This is a genomic window from Pseudoalteromonas aliena SW19, from assembly GCF_014905615.1.
GTDB lineage: Bacteria > Pseudomonadota > Gammaproteobacteria > Enterobacterales > Alteromonadaceae > Pseudoalteromonas > Pseudoalteromonas aliena.
Genome location: NZ_AQGU01000024.1, coordinates 100,992 through 120,459, shown reverse-complemented (window position 1 = coordinate 120,459; position 19,468 = coordinate 100,992). Strand labels below are relative to the sequence as shown.

Annotated in this window: 21 protein-coding genes; 11 read left to right on the top strand and 10 right to left on the bottom strand. The window is 39.2% G+C overall.

The features are described from left to right. Positions 1-34: 34 nt before the first annotated feature. Entirely contained in the window at positions 35-766 is a 732-nt protein-coding gene (pdsO, locus tag PALI_RS05550; protein WP_193155177.1) for a sortase-associated OmpA-like protein PdsO, read from the bottom strand. 205 nt (positions 767-971) lie between these two features. On the opposite strand from pdsO, the gene pdsR reads away from it, so the two are divergent. From pdsR to PALI_RS05535, 3 genes are all read left to right on the top strand, one after another. Next, a complete protein-coding gene (pdsR, locus tag PALI_RS05545) occupies positions 972-1,661 on the top strand; it encodes a proteobacterial dedicated sortase system response regulator (RefSeq protein WP_193155176.1) in 690 nt (229 codons plus the stop codon). Continuing rightward, positions 1,661-3,796 carry a proteobacterial dedicated sortase system histidine kinase gene (pdsS, locus tag PALI_RS05540; protein WP_193155175.1) on the top strand — a complete coding sequence of 712 codons (2,136 nt, stop codon included), beginning with the start codon at positions 1,661-1,663 and terminating at the stop codon, positions 3,794-3,796. The genes pdsR and pdsS overlap by 1 nt, the downstream gene beginning before the upstream one ends. A 151-nt stretch (positions 3,797-3,947) precedes the next feature. After that, positions 3,948-4,112 carry a hypothetical protein gene (locus PALI_RS05535; RefSeq protein WP_167368304.1) on the top strand — a complete coding sequence of 55 codons (165 nt, stop codon included), beginning with the start codon at positions 3,948-3,950 and terminating at the stop codon, positions 4,110-4,112. Between the two features lie 5 nt (positions 4,113-4,117). On the opposite strand, the gene PALI_RS05530 is transcribed toward PALI_RS05535, so the two are convergent. Further along, positions 4,118-5,368: a multifunctional CCA addition/repair protein gene (locus tag PALI_RS05530; RefSeq protein WP_193155173.1), complete on the bottom strand. Its 1,251-nt coding sequence runs from the start codon at positions 5,366-5,368 to the stop codon at positions 4,118-4,120. 132 nt (positions 5,369-5,500) lie between these two features. On the opposite strand from PALI_RS05530, the gene PALI_RS05525 reads away from it, so the two are divergent. From PALI_RS05525 to PALI_RS05515, 3 genes are all read left to right on the top strand, one after another. Then, a complete protein-coding gene (locus PALI_RS05525; RefSeq protein WP_138585867.1) occupies positions 5,501-5,719 on the top strand; it encodes a hypothetical protein in 219 nt (72 codons plus the stop codon). A gap of 182 nt (positions 5,720-5,901) precedes the next feature. Next, positions 5,902-6,354, top strand: a complete 453-nt coding sequence (locus PALI_RS05520) for a hypothetical protein (protein ID WP_193155171.1) — start codon at positions 5,902-5,904, stop codon at positions 6,352-6,354. Between the two features lie 200 nt (positions 6,355-6,554). Then, on the top strand, positions 6,555-7,112 hold the full coding sequence (locus tag PALI_RS05515) for a GNAT family N-acetyltransferase (protein ID WP_193155170.1): 558 nt from the start codon (positions 6,555-6,557) through the stop codon (positions 7,110-7,112). Positions 7,113-7,214: 102 nt separating this feature from the next. On the opposite strand, the gene PALI_RS05510 is transcribed toward PALI_RS05515, so the two are convergent. From PALI_RS05510 to PALI_RS05490, 5 genes are read right to left on the bottom strand one after another with little or no spacing between them, the layout of a single operon-like run. Further along, positions 7,215-8,366 (bottom strand): murein transglycosylase domain-containing protein, encoded by a 1,152-nt coding sequence (locus PALI_RS05510; protein WP_193155168.1) that lies wholly within the window; start codon positions 8,364-8,366, stop codon positions 7,215-7,217. 32 nt (positions 8,367-8,398) lie between these two features. Continuing rightward, complete coding sequence (locus tag PALI_RS05505; protein WP_138585865.1) at positions 8,399-8,899, bottom strand: DUF1543 domain-containing protein; 501 nt, start codon at positions 8,897-8,899, stop codon at positions 8,399-8,401. A gap of 19 nt (positions 8,900-8,918) precedes the next feature. Then, the gene (locus PALI_RS05500; protein WP_138585864.1) at positions 8,919-10,268 is read right to left on the bottom strand and encodes a sigma 54-interacting transcriptional regulator; all 1,350 of its coding nucleotides are present in this window, start codon (positions 10,266-10,268) and stop codon (positions 8,919-8,921) included. Between the two features lie 2 nt (positions 10,269-10,270). Continuing rightward, on the bottom strand, positions 10,271-10,816 hold the full coding sequence (locus tag PALI_RS05495; RefSeq protein ID WP_193155166.1) for a hypothetical protein: 546 nt from the start codon (positions 10,814-10,816) through the stop codon (positions 10,271-10,273). A gap of 1 nt (position 10,817) precedes the next feature. Further along, positions 10,818-12,275, bottom strand: a complete 1,458-nt coding sequence (locus PALI_RS05490) for a sensor histidine kinase (protein WP_193155164.1) — start codon at positions 12,273-12,275, stop codon at positions 10,818-10,820. Between the two features lie 645 nt (positions 12,276-12,920). Here PALI_RS05490 and PALI_RS05485 point away from each other — a divergent pair. The 4 genes from PALI_RS05485 to PALI_RS05470 all read left to right on the top strand — a co-directional run bounded on the left by PALI_RS05485 (position 12,921) and on the right by PALI_RS05470 (position 15,627). Continuing rightward, positions 12,921-13,154, top strand: a complete 234-nt coding sequence (locus PALI_RS05485) for an EF-hand domain-containing protein (protein WP_138585754.1) — start codon at positions 12,921-12,923, stop codon at positions 13,152-13,154. A 24-nt stretch (positions 13,155-13,178) separates the two neighbouring features. After that, entirely contained in the window at positions 13,179-13,406 is a 228-nt protein-coding gene (locus tag PALI_RS05480; protein ID WP_193155162.1) for a hypothetical protein, read from the top strand. Between the two features lie 160 nt (positions 13,407-13,566). Then, on the top strand, positions 13,567-13,803 hold the full coding sequence (locus tag PALI_RS05475) for an EF-hand domain-containing protein (protein WP_077535814.1): 237 nt from the start codon (positions 13,567-13,569) through the stop codon (positions 13,801-13,803). 126 nt (positions 13,804-13,929) lie between these two features. Then, the gene (locus tag PALI_RS05470; protein WP_138585756.1) at positions 13,930-15,627 is read left to right on the top strand and encodes an amidohydrolase; all 1,698 of its coding nucleotides are present in this window, start codon (positions 13,930-13,932) and stop codon (positions 15,625-15,627) included. Between the two features lie 324 nt (positions 15,628-15,951). On the opposite strand, the gene PALI_RS05465 is transcribed toward PALI_RS05470, so the two are convergent. Next, entirely contained in the window at positions 15,952-16,188 is a 237-nt protein-coding gene (locus PALI_RS05465) for a uroporphyrinogen decarboxylase (protein ID WP_193155160.1), read from the bottom strand. 283 nt (positions 16,189-16,471) lie between these two features. On the opposite strand from PALI_RS05465, the gene PALI_RS05460 reads away from it, so the two are divergent. Continuing rightward, positions 16,472-17,128: a Crp/Fnr family transcriptional regulator gene (locus tag PALI_RS05460; protein ID WP_077535817.1), complete on the top strand. Its 657-nt coding sequence runs from the start codon at positions 16,472-16,474 to the stop codon at positions 17,126-17,128. Between the two features lie 223 nt (positions 17,129-17,351). On the opposite strand, the gene PALI_RS05455 is transcribed toward PALI_RS05460, so the two are convergent. Beyond that, complete coding sequence (locus PALI_RS05455; RefSeq protein WP_077535818.1) at positions 17,352-17,918, bottom strand: phosphoribosyltransferase; 567 nt, start codon at positions 17,916-17,918, stop codon at positions 17,352-17,354. 184 nt (positions 17,919-18,102) lie between these two features. Then, positions 18,103-19,398: an aminopeptidase PepB gene (pepB, locus tag PALI_RS05450; protein WP_193155159.1), complete on the bottom strand. Its 1,296-nt coding sequence runs from the start codon at positions 19,396-19,398 to the stop codon at positions 18,103-18,105. Between the last annotated feature and the right edge of the window lie 70 nt (positions 19,399-19,468).

Here is a 19,468-nt window from a genome sequence, read left to right as displayed (position 1 = left end):
TCGAACGCTTAGCTTTACTTAGATTCAGTTAGGTTTAGTTACTCGCCGTTTGGCCATTTACACTATTCATTGAGCGAGTGGTAAGCGTTACGCGTCTATCAAAAAAGTTGTCTTCCACCGTGTTGCTGTTAGCCAACGTTTGCTGCTCGCCAAATGCCTGCGTGCTTAAGCGTTTATGGCTCACGCCGTGTTTTATTAAATAGCTTTGCACGGCATTTACACGTGCTTTAGAGAGTAAAAGGTTGGCTTGCTCATCGCCGCGCTGATCGGCAAAGCCGCTTAAATCAAGTGCGAGTTGTGGTTGGTTGTTTAACAAGGTAACCAGTTGGTCTAACTGCAGTGCAAAATGCGGTGCAATAACGCTTGAGCCTGTTTTAAATTGCACCGTCATGGCTAATAAGTTATTAATTTGAACTTGAGTTAATTGCTCATTTTGATTGGCAAGTACTTCTAACTGCTGCTCTAACATATTGTTGTGGTTAAGCACATGTTGGTAATCGCTGGTTTTTTCTTTCATGACCGTAATAGCACGCTCTTGCTCTGCAATTTTGTTATCAGCTACTTTTGAATCGCCTATTAAGCCACCGGCAAATGCCCCAATAAATGCACCTATTGGCCCACCCACTACACCGCCAATAATAGCGCCTGCACCTAAACCAATAGCCGTTTCTTTATGAGCTTCTTTTGATGGCGTGTTAGATGTTGAGGCAATTACTGGAGTGCAAAAACTAGCAACGAGTGTTAACGCAATTAATGTCTTTTTCATGGTGTGATCCTTTAAATTACTTTTTAATTTGTGATGTTTTGTTTTGATGGGTGTATTAAAACAAGTTCAAGTGGCAACAAAGGGGAGCAAAAATGGCAAACTGCTGAGCAATTGTGGCAAAAAAATGGCAATTACCTTTTTAACCTTACTTAGGTTAAAAACCTAAGTTATAGTGCACAGCAGAGCCGATAGGATAATGATTAAGATGAAAAAAATAGCCATCATTGAAGATGAACCCGCAATCCGCGAAAACTACATAGAAATGCTGAGCTTACAGGGCTACCAAGTAAGTGGCTTTGCAGATCGCGCCAGCGCAGAAGTTGCATTTAAAAATGCCCTGCCCGATTTAGCCATTGTTGATATTGGCTTAGGTCATGAAATAGATGGTGGTTTTTTACTGTGCCAAACATTGCGATCGCTTTCTAAAACACTGCCTATTATTTTTTTAACCGCCCGCGATAGCGAAATAGATACCGTATGCGGCCTGCGCATGGGCGCCGACGACTACCTAACAAAAGACATAAGCTTGGCTCACTTGGCTGCACGTATTGGTGCGCTGTTTCGCCGCATGGAAGCACTTGCACAACCTGCTGATGCAAATGCCCTCATAACACGCGGGCAGTTAACGCTTGACACGCAACGAATGCAGGTGTTTTGGCAACAACAATTAGTTGATTTAACCGTAACCGAATTTTGGATGCTGCATTCACTCGCCCAGCGGCCAGGCCATGTTAAAAGCCGTAACGATTTAATGAGCGATGCAAAAATTTATGTAGACGACAGCACTATTACTTCACACGTAAAACGTATTCGTAAAAAGTTTGTAGCACTCGATAGCACCTTTGATTGCATAGATACCGTGTATGGCATGGGCTACAGGTGGGAACAACACTAATGCTACGATTTGGTCTACGCAGTAAATTTATATTACTTTCATGTTTTTTGTTTTTGCTGCCGTGGCTTGGCTACGAGTACGTATGGGAAATGGAAAAGTTTTTACGCCAAGGCCAAGAAAAAACCCTCGTAGGCACCACTCGCGCACTTGCTACTGCATTACATGAGCGACCTGCATTATTTGACGAGCAAACCAACTTTTTAGACCAAGTAGTAAAAGGTCGCGATTTATACGCTTACAATCTTAAAAATCCTATTCAGCTTGACGGTAAACTTAATGATTGGGATAGCTACCAACCGTTATTTTGGCACTACGACAAACGCTACTTACAAAAAACAGACAACAAACATCAAGCCAGTGACTTATCGTTTGATCATATGGTGGGAAAATTTGATAACTACTTATACGCCGTATTTAAAGTAACCGACAATACCCTTATTTATCGCGCTAAAAATAGCTTAAGCATTACCAATAACGATTATTTACAAATTGGCCTAAAAACGCCAGACGGCCAGTTTAATACTTACATTATTGCGCCACGCCAAGATGGCTGGATTAATGCGTTTGATGCAAATACCAAAACCCCTTTTACAAAAATTCAGGGCTATTTTGAAAGTACCGAATCGGGTTATAACGTAGAGCTGCGTTTTCCTATTAACATGCTGGGCAACAAACTTGGCTTTGCCATTGTTGATGTTGATAATAAAGAGGCGTTGTTAGAGCCTAAAATAATGTCGACCTCAAACTTAAATAACCCAAACGATTTAGGCTCGGTACTCGTACCTTCCCCAGAAATTAGCCGTATTTTAAAAGGCATGGGCCACAGTGGTAGCCGTATTTGGGTGGTTGATAACCATCATCGTGTACTTGCACAATCGGGTACTATTCAAAATGCAGATGGCGTTTGGGCTGATGGGCTTGCTAACCAAGCACCTGAAACGTGGTGGCAGCGCTTTGAGCAAAATTACTTGCACCCAATTTACTATAAAATATTAACGCGCCCCGAAAATGAGTTTTTAGATACCCTGCACGATGTAGCTTCTATGCAAGGCACACATTTAGCGAAAGCCTTAAAAGGACAACCAGCATCGTCTTGGCGATTAACACCCGACAGCAAAGCCGTTATTTTATCGGCCGCTTACCCTATTTGGATCCAAGACCAAGTAATTGGTGCAGTAATAGCAGAGGAAACCACTAACGGCGTACGTACGCTACGTAATAAATCGCTCGAAAAACTGTTTAACGTTATTTTAGCTGTGATGCTAATTGGTACTGTCACACTGTTCTTTTTTGCCTCACGTATATCAAGCCGTATTAGGCGTCTGCGCGATACCGCTGAGCAAGCAATTGATGCACAAGGGCGTGTTACCGGCAGTATTAATTACAGTGATGCTAACGATGAAATTGGCGATCTGTCTCGTAGTTTTTCAAATATTGTGAGTCGACTTGGTGGCTATACCGATTACTTAGAAAATATGTCGTCACGGTTATCCCACGAGCTGCGCACGCCGGTTGCCGTAGTGCGCTCATCTCTCGAAAACTTACAAAGCTTGCCACAAAACGAGCTGAGCCAAAAATATCTCGATCGCGCCAGTGAAGGTGTTAAACGCTTAGGTAAAATAATAACCACCATGAGCGAAGCCACCCGCCTTGAACAAAGTATTCAAAGTAACGAGCCTGAGCCTTTTGATTTACAAAAAGTAATAAATGGCTGCATGCAAGGCTATCAGCTTACTTACCCAAACCATTTATTTGCGCTTGATGTATGCCAAAGCAAATTACCTATGCAAGGTGCACCCGAGTTTATAGCTCAGCTGCTTGATAAACTTATTAATAATGCGATGGAGTTTAGTGAAGCCAATACGGCGATTAATGTGAGCCTTATGCAAACTGAAAATAAAGCAACATTAACAGTGAGTAATACAGGCCCAGCGTTACCCGATGGACTCACTGAGCATATTTTTGACTCTATGGTGTCGGTGCGTAGCCAGCAAATGCAGCAACAACCACATTTAGGCTTAGGGCTTTATATTGTAAGGCTGGTATGCGACTACCATAAAGGCAGTGTAACCGCGAAAAATAATGAGCAAGGCGATGGTGTAGTGTTTGCTGTAAGCTTGCCTTTACATAACTAAAATAGTTAATAGAGCGGTTTAACACGCCGCTTACCCCTTCAAACCTGCCGATTACAATTTAGTACCACTGCAAATGTAACTATTCACTTTTTATTCAGTCGAACAACCATACCCTAAAGCCATATTAAAGTATCAGATTGAAGGAATACCCATGAAGCCATCACTTGAGCGTGAAGAACTGGATTTTATTTTTGATTTATACAGGCCCTCTAAAAAGCCTAAACCTGAAAACGTAAAACCAAAAAGCGCAAACTACAAAGAACTTAGAAAACACGACACGACCAAAAACCAAGGCGTATCGCACTACTTAGTCTAATTTTATTACGCTTGGCATTTCTCACGTTCTAAAAATGCTTTAATGCAGTCTATTTCTGCCTGTTTGACCGTTTCGCCTATTTCAGGGCCTTTTTTGCCATTTTTAAGCGCATTTTGAACTACCAGCTTCTTATCCATTTTTTGCAGTTCAGTATGAATTGCTCGCAGCTTAGCTGCTTGCGGGTATGGCTTATCAACAAGTGTTTCACCACGCCCTTGTGCATCGCATTGGCATGCTTGGGTAAACGCTATAAAACGTTCTGGGTGTACCAACGCATTTAAGTTAGTCACTATTAGCTTGTGGACGGTTTGCGGCCTTAACTGATCAATTGTATGGCAAAGAGTGTGATTATCACTGGTGAGTACACCAATGTCGCGAAAGCGATTAGGCACTTTTAAACGATCACAAAATGCCTCGACTACTGCAACGCCTTCGCGTTCGTGCCCTCGTAAATTTCCATGTTTTTTAAAACTCAATGCTTTTCCAAAGTCGTGAGTTAATGCAGCAAAACGCGTTTCCAAATTAAAATTTAAATCAGCGGCGCGTTTAAGTACTAACATGGTATGTACAAATACATCCCCTTCAGGGTGATGGTTTGCTGGTTGCGGTACATTAACCATGCGCTCAAGCTCTGGGAAAATACCCAAACCTTGCAATGCTTCAAAATAAAGCTCAGGGTGTTTTTCACCCAGTGCTTTTTCTGTTTCAAGCCATACTCGCTCAGGCACTAAATGTGTTAACTCACCTTTATTTTTAAGCTCGCGCATTAACGCATACGTACTTGGGTGAATGCTCCACTGGCTGCCATAGCGCGCTAAAAAGCGAGCAATACGCAGTACTCGTACAGGGTCTTCTACAAATGCAGCTGTGGTGTGGCGCAGTGTTTTATTTTGTAAGTCAGTTTGACCATTAAACGGGTCAATAATATTGCCGTTTTCGTCAAGCGCCATTGAATTTATGGTTAAATCGCGCCTTGCTAAATCTTCTTCGAGCGTTACTGTTGGGCTGGCATCAACCACAAAACCGGTATAGCCTTTGCCGCTTTTGCGCTCTGTGCGCCCTAGTGCATATTCTTCTTTTGTTTTTGGGTGCAAATAAACTGGAAAGTCGCTACCTATTGGCACAAAACCAAGCGACTCCATCGTTTTTGGTGTTTCACCAATCACTACATAGTCGTTATCTTTTGATTTTATATTTAGCAGTTTATCGCGCACTGCACCACCAACGAGGTAAACTTGTTTTAAGTTACTTTTCACTTTATTCCCATAAACATTAATAAAATTGTTTGATGTTAATCATATCATTAATTAATAAATTCTGCGGAGTTTGCCAAGCCTAAACAAGCTCATTACAATGGCGCATTATTTTTAGCTACAGCCTCGTATTCAATGAAAAATCATTCATCAAAAAAAGAACTTATGTTACTGCCTATTTTATTGGTCGTTATTTTAATGTGCGTAGCAGGTCACTTTTTACTACAAGCAAACTTTCAAGACAGTAATGTGGTTGAATACATGTTGGCAGCACTACCGTTTGCTATGTTTGGGCTAGTTATTGTGGCATTTAAAATGGCCGCCAAAAGTGAAAAAGAAGAGCAAGAGAAATAACTGATTTATAAGAGTTAATTATTATCAAGAAAGGGAAAATAGCATACAAAATGAATTACAAAAAGATTAAAAAATATTTGATGAGCTATCTAAAACGAAGCAAAATATCGTTTATTCTGAAATTGTAAAACCTGATGAGGTGCATTAGCCGCTTTTGGCGTGAGTATGACTTGGTGAAAAATATGATTACACTCGACAGTCAAGAATTTAATACACAGCCTACTTCCTCACAGCAAAGCTGTATATTTTTAGGCAACACGAATACAGGTAAAAGTATTGACGGGAGTTATTTGGAACGTTGTATTAAAACAGGTTGTAAGTACCTTGTATTTATGACGGACGACACCCCTCATGAAGATATGCTTCACATTCATCTTTTGGATGAAAATTTAGATATTATTGATTCAGCTACAATTGGAAGTATGTATTCAACAGGATTTTTTAGAGATTATAATATTCAAGAACCCAATACGTTAACCTTCTATTTTATTGGTGAAACTCAATGGAAAGTAGAAATATTGGATAAAAAAGCGTTTTTATTTCCATTTATTTCACAACCCAAAGGCGTTTCTCGAAAAAACATCTTTTCCCAATACTTTAAAATATATGGTAATCCACAATCTGAGGTTCAGTAATCTCACAAGCCACTCACACACCTGTAATATAGTCCAAAATGCCAATTAAAACAGCACCAAAACTCCTTTTAATATTTCATCTGAAATTGAAGTAGCCGATTGAACCAAAACAGGAACTCAGCTATGGTTTGTTTATCAATAACAAATAAATTTGAAACGAGTTAATCTATCGGCTCGTTATATTTCACGGAGGGTTTAGATTGTCATTTCCTGTTTTAGAGACGAATCGCTTAAGATTAGATCAGTTATCAAAAGAAGATTCAAATAGTTTATTTGAGTTGTTCTCGAACAATTTAGTTGTTAAATATTATGACTTAGAAGCTTTCACTGAACTGTTACAGGCGATTAATTTAATTGAATTTTTCAACTCTCGCTTTGAAGAAAACTCTGGTATTCGTTGGGCTATTCGCCTAAAAGAAACAAATCAACTTATCGGTACTTGTGGCTTTAATACTTGGAGTCCTAAAATGAAGAGCGCTGTTCTTGGATATGATTTACTGCCTAAGTATTGGGGCATGGGCTTTACCACTGAAGCGGTCCACCGAATAGTTAAGGCGGCATTTTCAGGTGACTTATCTTGCGGTAAACTTAATCGCATACAAGGAGACACTGTTCCTGGAAACTCTGCATCTGAATCTCTTCTTCTAAAAGTTGGATTCAAAGAAGAAGGCATTAGGCGTCAAAGTGGTTACTGGAAAAATCAGTTTCACAATCTTAAATGCTTTGGGTTAATTCAGTCGGAGTACTGTGAAATATAACTATAGAATAAGCTTCCCCCCCCCGCTTGCGGCCCTAAAAAACTACAGACTTGATCAAACTCGATCATAAAAAGTAACTAGTTAAGTAAGGGCCCATCTAACTTATTGATATGCTTTTTCTGCTACGGTCACTTTTTCTAAGTAATGTCTCGATTCAGCTCTAGAGTGCTTAGTTGTGAGTATTTTATAAAACTGACTCGACGTTAGTTGGTTAATTTTTGAAAATGCGATTGTTCTATTTGAATTAAATATTTTTAGTACATTGCCTGCGCCACCGTTATATGAAGAAATCATGGCGTAATGTTGGTTTTGTTTGGTTTGTATTTTATTTAAATAGCTATTTTTTAGTACACTTAAATACGCACTGCCAATATCTATATTTCTTTTAGGATCAAACAATACTTCTTTACTCGGCTCCCCAGGTATTTTCTTTATTTTTTGATAGACGTCTCTTCCAGCGCGCGACGGAATTATTTGCATTAATCCATACGCATTTGAAGAGCTTACTGCGTAAGGGTTAAAGTGACTCTCTGTTTCAATAATACCGTAGATAAGCGATGCGGGAAGCTGATATTTTTTTGCCGCAGCTAATACATAATCACTGTATTTTTGCTTTCGTAAGTGGGCGTTTTGCTCTACCAGAGGAAAAGACACTGATGTGATTGAATGACCATCACTACGTTTTTTTTGCACTTTGGTATCTACTAAGTAACGAGCAAAACGACTTGCCCGCCATTGGTATTTTATGGGGAGTCCGTCTTCATCGAGCACTTGTTGATACAAAAAAGGTTCATCCCCTAAAATAGGCGATTCACTGGTAAAAATGTCTGTTTTATGTGGATCACTTGAGGTCAATAATGTCATTACAATTGCTTGAGTTAGAAGCGAATTGGTATTTTTAGTGGCTATGGTTTCGACCTGCACCATATTACGGTCAAAATCAATAACGGCGCGTGCTTGGTAATCATTGCTGTATTTTACATACTTTCTGCGCGTTGGTTGCTGAGTATTTTTTTTACCCCATTTACGACTAACTACATTTTCTAACGTTGCTAATAGCTGGCTAACACTCCCCACTTGTTGCTTAATTGAACGATGCGTTTTTTTTACTTGTTTTTCAATTGCTTTAACATCGGTGGGGTTGTTTTTTACTTGTTTCGCAAGTTTATTGAGATCCCTTACTGGCGCTAGGTGCGATATTGACTCGCAACCGGTCAATAATAAAATAAACACTAAGAAGCCATACTTTTTCACAAATATCCCTATTGAACCAAGTAAAATTATTATTACAATATATGATAGCCAAACCAATCTGGCTTTATAGTTTGTGCTTCACCACTGGGGGTTAACTTTATATTCAATTGGCTGTCGAGTAAATCGATAGCAAAACAGTCATCTACGTCGTGTAAATCATCTTTATGAATATGACTAAGCCCTGCAAGTAAATCGTCTTTTGCGCGCTGCTTGGCTTCATCTGCACTGCTTGCAACATATAGTGCAAAATCGTGCTGCTCAGCAAGTGAATCGCTTCGGTAAGCACCTAAGTTTACAAAATAGAGTTGTTTGTTTTGCTCAACGTACGTATCAACAACCTCAACTTTAAAGCCATCAATATGGTTAATCGCCATGTAACTATCCATATGAACGCTGTTTTTGTCACCCACCCATTGGCTTTTTAATTTTGAATACGTTTGCTCAATGTTTTGCCCCACTACAAATCGAATATCGTGCATTTCTATATGGCAACCCTGAATTCGCCCCCCTAAGTACACCATAAATAACTGCATGTTTACTTCCTTTAAAAATTCAATTTAAATTATCAACGTCAATGTTATGCTTTTTAATTAACTTATAAAAGTCAGAACGGTTACGCTTAGCAAGCTTAGCGCCTTCAGCTACATTTCCTGCCGCCATTTTTAGAGTGTTAATCACGTAATCACGCTCAAATTCTTTTTTAGCGTCGTTTAACGAGAGCGGGGCTAGGTTTTTTTCATTACTATTTAGAGCAGCTAACACCAATTGTTCTGATATTACCTCACTTGGGGTCAGCGCAACAACCTGTTCAACTACATTTTGTAGTTGGCGAATATTACCAGGCCAATCGTAACGTACTAATGCGTGCATAGCATCGTTAGCAAAATGCTTTTCACTTTGGTTCATACGTTTAGCAATGCTGGCGCTAAAATACTGGGCTAGCAGGCTTACATCTTCACGGCGCTCGCAAAGAGGCGGTAGTTTTAAATTAACAACGTTTAAGCGATAGTATAAATCTTCTCTAAATTGCTGGTTTAAAATAGCTTCTGGGAGGTTTTTGTGTGTTGCCGATACAATACGCACATCTATTGCTATTTCTTCTTGAAAGCCCACTGGACGAATAGTTTTTTCTTGTAATACACGCAGTAACTTAACTTGTAGGTTAAGTGGCATATCGCCGATTTCATCTAAAAATAACGTGCCACCTTGCGCTTGTTGAAACAAACCTTGGTGATCTTTAATCGCCCCCGTAAACGCGCCTTTTTTATGACCAAATAATTCTGATTCTAAAAGTTCACTCGGTACCGCGCCACAGTTTATAGCGACAAAGGGCCCATCGCTTACATGACTATGCTGATGAATAGCTTGGGCGAGTAATTCTTTACCTGTACCACTGGCCCCCGAAATAAGTACATTAACCTGTGTTGGACCAAGTAGCTTTACTTGCTCTAGTAAATGCAGCATAGCGCCACTGCGCGTTACAATATTACTTTTAGGCGCGGCTTCATCGGCGTTAACACCATGAATCTCTATAGCTTTGGCGAGACTGTCGAATAACTCGTCTTTATCTACTGGTTTGGTTATAAATGCAAAAATGCCCTGCTTAGTTGCCTCTATGGCATCAGGAATTGAACCATGCGCTGTCATCATAATTACAGGCAATGCAGGATAGCGACTTTGCAGCTGACGATGCAGAGCCATACCGTCCATTTCATCCATTCGTAGGTCGGTTATTACTGCATCAAATACTTGGCCTTTTAGTATTTGCAGTGCGGTTAAACCACTTTCACAGGTAGTTACTTCGTATCCTTTTGATTCGATACGAATAGCGAGCAGTTTTAATAAGCTAGCGTCGTCGTCAACTAATAGTACTTTTGCACCTTGCGGTTTGGTTGCGGCCATAATTACTGCTCCTTAATTTCTTCACGTAGTAAAAGCTGCTGTTCGATAGTTGCTAACGATGAGAGGGTTTCTTGCATTTTATTATTCAGTGCTTGCTGCTCTTTTTTAGCATTTATTTGCATAGTAATGTGCTGTTTTTGAAGCCATAAATATTGCTTTATATCATCAGGCCAAAAGTAAGCAAGATCGAGCTTAAGCAACTTAGTCATCACTGTATTTGGGTCGTTACTTATATTTAAACACATAAACTTAAAAAAGCGTTTAAGCTCGCTCTCGCCAGTAAAAATATGTTTGCTAGGCACTAATTTAAATCCGCCACATTGATTAGCATGCCATGCAATAACTTGATCTGTGGTTGGGTAACCGGGTTCAATTTTTGCCTTAGGCTTTGGATTTGGTTTGTTTTTTTTATCGTTTTTTATGTTAGTGGCAACTACAGGCTCTCGTGTTATTAACACGCGATCTTTTTGCCCGTTATTAATTTTACAACCCGATATAACCATACTGACACTGAGCACACAAAAAATAGCAATGTAACGCAAGCGCATGTTAACTAACTCCTGGATTTTTTGTAATAGGAATTTGAATTAAAAACCGACAACCATGAGGCTCATTATGTTCAACGGTGAGTGTTCCTCTTAATTGTTCAACTGACTCTTTTACAATAGTTAATCCCAGTCCACTGCCTTGTAACGTAACACTTTTACTGTGTTTGCCTTGATAAAAAGCACTGAAAATATGAGTTTTTTCTTGCTCCTTTATACCGCAGCCTTCATCAAGCACAGCAATACAAAGTTGGTTTTGCTCAAGCGCTAAATTAATAGTGACGCTTTGCTTATCTTGTGAAAATTTTAAGCCATTTGAAATAAGCTGAATTAAAATCATCTCAATGAGTTCACTGGGTAAAGCAAGTGGCTTATTAGGTAGAGTATTTTGCCACTGTAGAGCCTGCTCACGCGCAGTCAAGCGATGTTCAAAATGATTGCTAATTTTATTAATAAGGAGGCTAAATTCAACCTCACTTAGACTATCTTTACTGGTGCGAATGGCATTATAACTTAGCAAGCTATCAATCATTGTGCGAAGGCGCACCATAGATTGGCTAATGAGCTCAAGCACCGCTTTTTGCTCATCGGTAACAGGGCCTACTATTTCATCAGTTAATAAATCCGTGCCTTCGACCATTGAAGCAAGCGGCGTTTTTAGCTCATGAGTTACATGGCGTAAAAAAGTATCTTTTTGCTGCTCAAGCATGTGTAATTGCGCTTGCACCCATTGAAGCTTCTCTCCTAGCTCAACAAGCTCAGCTGAACCTGTGACAGATATTTTTTGCTGCCAATGCCCCTGCCCCAGCTTATCAATAACCGTGGTTAGCCCTTTTAGCCGCCCACTTATGCGCCACAAAAAACCTCCGCCAACAATTAAAGTCAGTGGAATAAGTGCCACCAACCAATTGATAAATGACGCTTGCAAGCTTGTTAGTTCGTTTTGGTTACTGGTAATTTGCGCTTCGTTTTTATCTCGCAGCCATAAGGTCAGCTCGGCGACAAGATCACTTACTGGCAAAAACAATTCTGCTTGCTGTTGTTTTTCATCAATAAGTTCAACATGTGCGGCTTGTAAAACGGTAAATAAGTGCTGCCACTGCTGAGTGTAATCACGATCGGAATTAATCAACTTCAGTTCATCAATACTTTGCAGGGATGATTGCCATTTATCGACAATGAGTTTATCGAGCGATTCACTTTTTAACACCCAATTTTGCCTAGTGGCACGCTCAAGGCTATTGAGCTCTTGTTTTAAAATATTGAACGATTTGGTTACTTGGTAGTTATTACTGACAATACTTTGAGTAGCAGCCAACTGTTTGTTAAGCGCATTTAAAAAAACAATTACCACAATAGAAAGCGGGAGTAACGAAAGCAGCATACTTATTGCAAACTGCCCTATTAAATTAGGTCGCCAGTTAAGCATTGCTTGATATTTTTTAGATATGGTTGCAGACATTGCATCTAGCCCCTTTAGAGTGAAGCTGCTGATTTTACCAATTTTATTTAAGATATCATAACGATAGCTTTGCTATTGAGCTGCTTTCTTATCGCTATAATAGCGTACTAATTTAAATCAATGGGTATTATTAAGCGTCTACCTTATACACTCGCTGAATTTAATGCGACTAATCGTAAAATAAAGCCGCTTGTCGCCAAATAGCAGCAATGTAATCTACTGAGTTATACCAATCGGCTTAACCTGAAGTCTGGTTAAGAGATTTACTTAACGTATTAAATCATGGTGATATTTGAATTTATTTTCTCTAGCTAGAGATTTTCAGTGGAAACAAGGCTAATTTACGCGTCAATAGCGGGCCTATTGCAAGTAAATTCAACGCAGTTAGCGCTGAAAATAGCCGCTCGAGATAGATTTATTATCCAGAGTTCAGATTATTTATATATGTGTCTATTTAACGTTAATAAAACCACGCTCAAACTCATAAAATTGTGCAGTAACAAGCACACAAAAATTACATTAGAGTCAGTAATTTTTTCTTATCTATTGTGCCTTTAAAACCTAACCAATTGAAAATTAGCTAAAATAATTACTGGCACCCTTTTTGTATTAAGGGTAATTACTATATGCAATAAGGAAATAATTATGAACAACCGTATTTTAGTAACTTCATCATTACTAGCATTAAGTCTATTGGCTGCTAACGCGTACGCTATGGATGTTCACGCGACTTTTAACGAACTTGATAAAGATAGTAACGGTACATTGAGCGAAGCTGAAGCAGGTGAAGATGCCGTATTGCATGAAAATTTTTCGCAAATAGACACAAATCAAGATGGTCAATTGTCACTAAACGAATTTAAACAATTTATCCAATAAGCTCATTTAATAAGGAATGTGATTATGAAACAACTTATAGCTGCTTTTTCATTAATTTTTTTAGCAGTGAGTGCCACTGCTTTGGCATCACCAACGAATGTGCGTTTTGCCCATTTAGATAAAGACATGGATGGTAAAATATCAATTAGTGAAGCAACGCAAGATAAAGTAGTGATGAAACAATTTGCTGATTTAGACAACAATGATGATGACATGATCTCTAAAAGTGAGTTTGGAAGCTTTAAACCTTAACAGGTTAAGTTTTACTTAAGGTTTTATCAAGTAAAGTGAATTAAAGCATTTGCCATAATCCCTGAGGGAATGTGTAAAAGGATTTATTGTTGGGAGTTAAATTATGGCAAATGCTTTACCTACTTTTTTAAATTACTAATAATCTTTTGGAAGGAATACCATGAAGATACTCCCCTTTATTACGAGCATTTTAATACTGTTGAGCTTTAATGCCTCCGCACTTGATGTAAAACAACGTTTTGATCACCTCGACATTAATAAAAGCGGTTACTTAACTTATGACGAACTTGAGCCTCAACCACATCTACTGAGTATGTTTGTGATCTGGGATAAAGATCAAAATAGACAAATTTCATTAATCGAATTCAAAAATTACTTAACCAATAATCTTTACTGAATATTTATAATGACACAAACAAGTTACACAAAGAAATAAGCCTTAAAAGCACGCCTAATCAATTCATTGGTATTCCAAAAGTGAGTTTGTTAGTGTAGGTTAATTAACAATAAAAATTAAGCAGCTATGTCACTCATAAAAATAATCAAACCACTCATATTCGCCAGCCTTTGTGCAAGCTCACATTATGCTATCGCACAAACAAAAGTTATCTATAACGCTAATGGCTATACACCTTTGTATAAGAGTAAAATGCAAAAAGGTGAAATACAGCAGTTTTCGACCTTAGTTATTAAAGATGGCAAAGTGGTAAAAATAGGCGACGACAAACTAAAAAACAGCTTTCCCAATGCAGAACTCATTGATGCAAAAGGTAATACACTATTACCTGGCTTAGTTGATGCACATGGCCATGTTATTGGCTTGGGCAATAATTTATCGCAACTAGATCTACGTGGCGCAAAGTCTGTTAACGAAATTACCGACAAATTAAAAAAGTTTGCAGCAAATAAACAAGGCTGGATTATTGGCCGAGGCTGGAACCAAGAGCTTTGGCACAACACAGGTTTTCCTACTGCTACCGATTTAGATAATGTAGTAAATAACCAACCCGTTGTACTTTCCAGAGTGGATGGCCATGCAATATGGGTTAACTCAAAAGTACTTGAACTTGCCGGTATTACCGCGCAAACCGTTGCGCCAAATGGCGGCGAAATAATTAAAGATGAATTTGGGAATCCTACTGGCATATTTATCGATAAAGCGGAATCATTAATAACTCAACATATGCCTGCGCCTTCAAAACAAAATATTAGCGATTCACTTGATGCAGCAGGCGAGCATTTACTCAGTTTAGGAATTACATCGACCCATGACGCTGGAATTGATAAAGCCACTTGGGAGGTTTACAAAAATCGCAGCGAACTAGGTAATTTACCTCTGCGTATTGTTGCTATGTTAAGTGGCGCGAGCCCTGATCTAAAAGTAATGTTAAAAGCTGGCAGATACAAAGATGCGAACGACTTTATGTCAATCCGCAGTGTGAAAGTATACGCCGATGGCGCACTTGGCTCTCGTGGTGCAGCACTCATTGAAGAATATGCAGACAGAGCTGGGCATCATGGCCTAATGCTCGAAACTCAAGAAAAGCTTGAAGAATTATTTACGCTAAGCTTTAAGCGAGGTTTTAGTGCAAACACCCATGCAATCGGCGACAAGGCAAACCAAATTGTACTTGATGCTTATCAAAATGTATTCAAAAAAACAGGGGGTATATTGCTACGAAACCGAATAGAGCATGCACAAATAGTGACACCCGATGATATACCTCGCTTTAAGGCTTTAAAAATAATTCCATCCATGCAACCCGTACATGCAACATCTGATATGCACATGGCGGAGCAACGCTTAACCGACAAACAATTAAGCGGCGCTTACGCTTGGCAAACATTTTTACAGCAAGGATCGGTTGTCGCAGCAGGATCTGATTACCCCGTCGAGTTGGCAAACCCTTTTGATGGGCTCTATTCTGCTATAACGCGCATGGATCATAGCCAGCTTCCTGACAGCGGTTGGCGTGCAAGCGAAATACTAAGCAGGGAAGATGCGCTACGTGCATTTACTTTAGGGGGCGCATATGCGGCACATCAAGAATTTAAGATTGGTAGCTTAGAGCAAAGTAAATGGGCTGATTTTATTTTGATAGATAAAGACTACTTTAAAGTACCCGTTAGTGAAATTTATAAAACAAACGTATTGCAAACATGGATTGCAGGTACTCTTCGTTATAAAAAAGATACAACCGAACAGACTATCGATAAATAAAAACTAAAAAAGGGTTAGGGCGTGTTGACCTTTGTGGATTGAAATTTGTTCAATCTAGGGACGATTTAATCGCGGCGCGAGGTTTGTAACCTAGTGGGCTAAGTAAAAATCGAGTAACAAAGAGTTAATCGTCCCTAGAAAGAACCCAAAGGGCAGCGCATGTTTGGCATTTGTGCTGCGTTATCGCCTATTTATGGGGAATAACACACGACACAGGCTCTGCCTTGCCTAAATACCAAACAGTCTGCTGCAAAATCAATCACGAAAGGTGAACACGCCCTAACGTAAGTTAACCCCTTTTAAATTGCAGCCTCGCAATTGGTATTAGTTTTTAGGAGCTTCAACTTTAGGCTGGCGATATATTTTTATGATGTGATAAATATTTACGAGTGACAACAAGCCATTAGTAAAAATCACTGGCGCTGCATCTATGGCAACACCATATGCCGTAAATACCATACAACCAAACATGTTGTACCAACGTAGCTTTACTACATCGGTCATTGTTAATGATGCAACCAATAAAGCTGATGCAATATAACCTAAATATTCCCAACTCAATTGTTCTCTCCTAGGCTTTAGGTTAGCATTACATTACTGCTAACTTATGGCACTTATAAGTATTGCAAAATTACAACGAAATAAAAAAGCCAACTTGCTCAAAAAACCTTAAAAAAACTGTCGGCAACTGCCAACAACTTCCTAAATCATTACACGGGAAATGAAGGTAAATAATATTATTAGCAAAACTAATAATAGTAGCAAGTTAGCATAAATTCTTAGAGCCGTAATGCTAACGTCATTAAGGTGTAATAAATAGGACATTTGTCCGAAGAGCGCATTGATGTTTCAATACCATTTTTCTAGTTATCTTGTTGAACAGCTATTAACCTTTGCAGGTAGTAGCTATCAACAATCAAAAAAAGAAGTCCTGATCCACCAAGATCAGCCTTTAAGCAAGCTTGTGCTTGTACGCAGTGGCACTGTGTCGTTTAGTTACGACGTAGGTAATGGACGACGCCTACTATTAGGACAATTGGATTGTAACAATACACTTATTGGTGAAATAGAAGCGCTGAACAATAATCCGTGTATTTATACGGTGACCTGTTTTAGTGATGTAACTTATAACCTTATTGAGTTAAGGCATTGGCGTGCTTTATTACTTGAAAAACCAGAACTAAGTTTATACACAGCACAAACTATAGCGGCTAAATTTCAAGAGAATCAAAAAATCAATTTAGATAAGCTATTGCTACCACTGAGCTACAACATAGCAAAAGATTGTTTATTAAGAGCCGAGAACAATAACCCTACGCTACTTAGAGCCTACCCTACTGTGAACGCTGAAGCTGAGCGCTTTGCCACCACGGAGCGAGCTTACAGGCGCGTTGTAACAGAACTGGTAGAAAAAGATCTCGTGCTAAGAAGTACCGATGGACTACAAGCAGTCGATATACCTAGGCTCAGTAAATACGTAGACAGTTTTGCTCAACTTTAATACCAATCTGCTTATATGTGGGGTCTATTTAACGTCAAGAAAATTACGCTAGAATTAGGCAAAAATTTTTGTATCTAGTTGTTCTAAATATAAAATTTTTAACGACGTTATAGTGCAATTTAATTCGTTAAATTGTTCAAAGATTTATGCAGGTTGGTATAAACTAAATTTCATGCATAAAAAAAGGCCTTGACGGCCTTTTTTTATTTATACAAATTGCTAATTACTTCTCTAGCAAAATGTCATGAATTTTCGCAAGATCAGATTTACCTTCAATAATTTCATCCGGTGTTAAACCCGATAGCTCATGCGGAAACACTAACCACTCTTCAGACTCATGAATATAATAATCTGGTACAGTGTCTACTTTTGAATTTTTTGGCTTGTAGTATGGGCACGCAATACGAATGTCGCGTGGTAAGTTCAAGCGCATAAGTTCTGAAAGCTTTTCTTTTAATGCAACAATACTTCGACCTGAATCAAATACATCATCAACAATTAAAAGTGAGTCGCCAGCATTCGCGTTTTCTACAATATAATGTAAGCCATGTACTTTAATTTCTTTTGATTGCTTACCAATACCGTAATAAGACGATGTACGTACCGCAATATGGTCAGTCTCAATACCTTTGTAATCGTAATATTCTTGAACAGCAATACCGATTGGTGCACCACCTCGCCAAATACCAATAATAAAATCAGGACGAAAGCCATCTTGGTATACTTGTGCCGCTACGCGGAACGAATCTTCAAGCAGCTGTTGAGCTGTGATGTAGCACTTATCTGACATAATTAGAAACCCCAGTGGTGGATATAACGCTTGAGCGCAGCTTAGAGTTAAGCAAAAATTAAACTCAAACAGGTGTTGGCGACGGATTTTACCGCAAATGAAATAAAATTGCTTGCTCCACACACAAAAAAATAGGCACCTGTTAGTGCCTATTTAAGGTATAAAATGCATAATTTAATAAATACTATGCTTTTTCTAGTAAAGTTCGCGCAACCGTACGCATACCTTGAGTTGTTGCCCCTGCTGCCCATTGACTTGTGCTGCCCATGTTAAATGCAGCGGCTAAATCTATATGTACCCAGCCTTTGCCGTCGTTTGGCACAAAGCGTGACAAAAAGCCTGCCGCATTTGAAGCGCCGCCGTAACCGCCACCTTTTTGTGCACGGCTATTCGCCGTGTCAGCATAAGGAGATGGGCAGTTTTGCTGATGCCATTTTTCAAGAGGTAATGGCCAAGCCGCTTCCATTTCTTGAGATGCAAAACCTTCAACTTCGCGTGCAAGCTCTTTATCAAGTGAAAATAATGCATTGTACTCTTGACCAACAGCAACCAGCGCTGCACCAGTCAGTGTTGCTGCATCAATAATAAGTGGAGCGCCAGTCTCACCAGCAGCCATTAGGCCATCCGCAAGTACTAAACGCCCTTCTGCATCAGTGTTTACAATTTCAACAGTCGTGCCATTTTTATAAGTAAGAATGTCACCTAATTTGTATGCATGACCCGAAATTAAGTTCTCAGCACAACATAAAAACAGTTTAATACGCTTTTCTATACCACGGTTAATAGCTAATGCTAAACCTGCAGTTACTGTTGCTGCGCCGCCCATGTCGCATTTCATACCAAGCATACCTTCGCTTGATTTAATTGAGTAACCACCTGAGTCAAACGTAATACCTTTACCAACAAGTGCTGCACTTACTGGTGCATTTTCGTCGCCTGTTGGGTTGTAATCAAGCTCAAGCAATACTGGTGGGCGTACACTGCCACGGCCAACAGCATGAATACCAATCCATTGTTGTTCTAGTAAGGCATCGCCTTTAATAATTTGGTAACTTACATGTTCAGGCGCTAATGATTGAATAAACTCAGCCGCTTTTTCTGCAAGGCTTTCTGGATAAATGTCATCGGCAGTGCCGTTAACCATTTCACGCGCCCAAATTGCTGACGTTTTTAAATGAGCAAGTTCTTTAATATCTGATTGTGTGTTATCAACAAACTCAACACCGTTTAATGATTTTGGTGTTACAAAACCTTGATAAAAAGCCCATTGGCTCTCTGTACACCAAGTATCGCCTGCTAATTCAACGTTTTTAACGCCTTGGCTTGCAATAGTACGACCTGCTTTTTGAACATTTTTTAATGTTTCTTGTTCAGACAAATGCACCGTTGCACCGCGCTCGTTAAAAGATAACGATGCATTATCGCCCCAATGGCTTGGTGCAGACTGCTCGCTTAGTTGAACAACAAATTTTTCACTCATGTTAGAATACCTTTGCACTTAAATGTGCCACCGAGTTTACTATAGAGCGCTTAAGTTCCCAACAGCTTGA

Excerpts from the sequence above, each read along its gene's own strand:
- pdsO (WP_193155177.1), bottom strand. The coding sequence starts at position 766 with ATGAAAAAGACATTAATTGCGTTAACACTCGTTGCTAGTTTTTGCACT.
- pdsR (WP_193155176.1), top strand. The coding sequence starts at position 972 with ATGAAAAAAATAGCCATCATTGAAGATGAACCCGCAATCCGCGAAAAC.
- pdsS (WP_193155175.1), top strand. The coding sequence starts at position 1,661 with ATGCTACGATTTGGTCTACGCAGTAAATTTATATTACTTTCATGTTTT.
- PALI_RS05535 (WP_167368304.1), top strand. The coding sequence starts at position 3,948 with ATGAAGCCATCACTTGAGCGTGAAGAACTGGATTTTATTTTTGATTTA.
- PALI_RS05525 (WP_138585867.1), top strand. The coding sequence starts at position 5,501 with ATGAAAAATCATTCATCAAAAAAAGAACTTATGTTACTGCCTATTTTA.
- PALI_RS05520 (WP_193155171.1), top strand. The coding sequence starts at position 5,902 with ATGATTACACTCGACAGTCAAGAATTTAATACACAGCCTACTTCCTCA.
- PALI_RS05505 (WP_138585865.1), bottom strand. The coding sequence starts at position 8,899 with ATGCAGTTATTTATGGTGTACTTAGGGGGGCGAATTCAGGGTTGCCAT.
- PALI_RS05500 (WP_138585864.1), bottom strand. The coding sequence starts at position 10,268 with ATGGCCGCAACCAAACCGCAAGGTGCAAAAGTACTATTAGTTGACGAC.
- PALI_RS05495 (WP_193155166.1), bottom strand. The coding sequence starts at position 10,816 with ATGCGCTTGCGTTACATTGCTATTTTTTGTGTGCTCAGTGTCAGTATG.
- PALI_RS05490 (WP_193155164.1), bottom strand. The coding sequence starts at position 12,275 with ATGTCTGCAACCATATCTAAAAAATATCAAGCAATGCTTAACTGGCGA.
- PALI_RS05485 (WP_138585754.1), top strand. The coding sequence starts at position 12,921 with ATGAACAACCGTATTTTAGTAACTTCATCATTACTAGCATTAAGTCTA.
- PALI_RS05480 (WP_193155162.1), top strand. The coding sequence starts at position 13,179 with ATGAAACAACTTATAGCTGCTTTTTCATTAATTTTTTTAGCAGTGAGT.
- PALI_RS05475 (WP_077535814.1), top strand. The coding sequence starts at position 13,567 with ATGAAGATACTCCCCTTTATTACGAGCATTTTAATACTGTTGAGCTTT.
- PALI_RS05470 (WP_138585756.1), top strand. The coding sequence starts at position 13,930 with ATGTCACTCATAAAAATAATCAAACCACTCATATTCGCCAGCCTTTGT.
- PALI_RS05460 (WP_077535817.1), top strand. The coding sequence starts at position 16,472 with ATGTTTCAATACCATTTTTCTAGTTATCTTGTTGAACAGCTATTAACC.
- PALI_RS05455 (WP_077535818.1), bottom strand. The coding sequence starts at position 17,918 with ATGTCAGATAAGTGCTACATCACAGCTCAACAGCTGCTTGAAGATTCG.
- pepB (WP_193155159.1), bottom strand. The coding sequence starts at position 19,398 with ATGAGTGAAAAATTTGTTGTTCAACTAAGCGAGCAGTCTGCACCAAGC.